Here is an 847-nt window from a genome sequence, read left to right as displayed (position 1 = left end):
GTTTAGTCTATAAAATCTATATTAAAATACTTACAAGTTAAAGTAATATATTCTAAATCATTATCAAAATATATGTTTATCAACATCTCTTCTTCTTTTTCAATATAGCCTGTTATATCATCCCAATTATTTCTTATCAAATCTATAAAATTAGCTTCTAATTGATTAAAATTTTTACAATATGATTTTGAATGTAGTAACTTATAATCATAAAAAATAATTTGCAAATCTTGTATATCTTTTTTTTCTGATTTAAAAAATATTTCTAAAGTTTTTTCATTCATTGTGATAGAATAAACAAAAAAGTCATTTTTCAAATCTATTTTTACATCCTTAAGGTAAAATTCTCTTTTGAATAAACTTCCATGCTTTAAATTCTCAAATTTCATTATTTTGCCTTTTTAAATAATTTTCTACAATATCTAAATCTTTATGAGATATTGGCTCTACTAAACCCTGTGACATTCTATACTTTGTTGGATCTTGAGGATTTATATGTTTAGTATATTCTATTTTATGAGGTGTATCAATTATTCTCTTTGATGTCTTCTCATAATGTGGTTTACCATCTAAATCATATCTGGTGAGTTTATCTTTTGTCTTTATAGAAACACTATTATGTCCTCCATTTAAAGTATTTTTTATTTCCATGGCTCTTTGTTTGATATTTAAAATAATCTCCCCATCTTCAAGAATATAATCAGGACTTCTAGGTTTTGGAGTATCTTTAGGCCATATTCCATTATGTTTATAAAGATGAACTTCTTTATCGCTTACCCTACCTTTTTTATTTTCATTTTCCAAATATAAAAGCATTTTTGCTTTCTCTTTACTTTTTTCTCTTCTC

2 protein-coding genes are annotated in these 847 nt (G+C 24.1%); both read right to left on the bottom strand.

Annotated features, from left to right (window positions below):
* Positions 1-2: 2 nt before the first annotated feature.
* Positions 3-389 carry a hypothetical protein gene (locus L8W69_RS09215; protein ID WP_044598821.1) on the bottom strand — a complete coding sequence of 129 codons (387 nt, stop codon included), beginning with the start codon at positions 387-389 and terminating at the stop codon, positions 3-5.
* On the bottom strand, positions 379-847 hold a 469-nt coding region (locus L8W69_RS09210), incomplete at its 5' end, for a hypothetical protein (RefSeq protein ID WP_263666996.1). The genes L8W69_RS09210 and L8W69_RS09215, both read right to left, overlap by 11 nt.

Origin of the sequence: Campylobacter sp. CNRCH_2016_3089 (assembly GCF_025772505.1) — a bacterium.
GTDB classification, from domain to species: Bacteria; Campylobacterota; Campylobacteria; order Campylobacterales; family Campylobacteraceae; genus Campylobacter_D; species Campylobacter_D lari_D.
The sequence above is the reverse complement of the archived record's forward strand: the minus strand, read 5'-3'. Positions and strand labels throughout refer to the sequence as shown.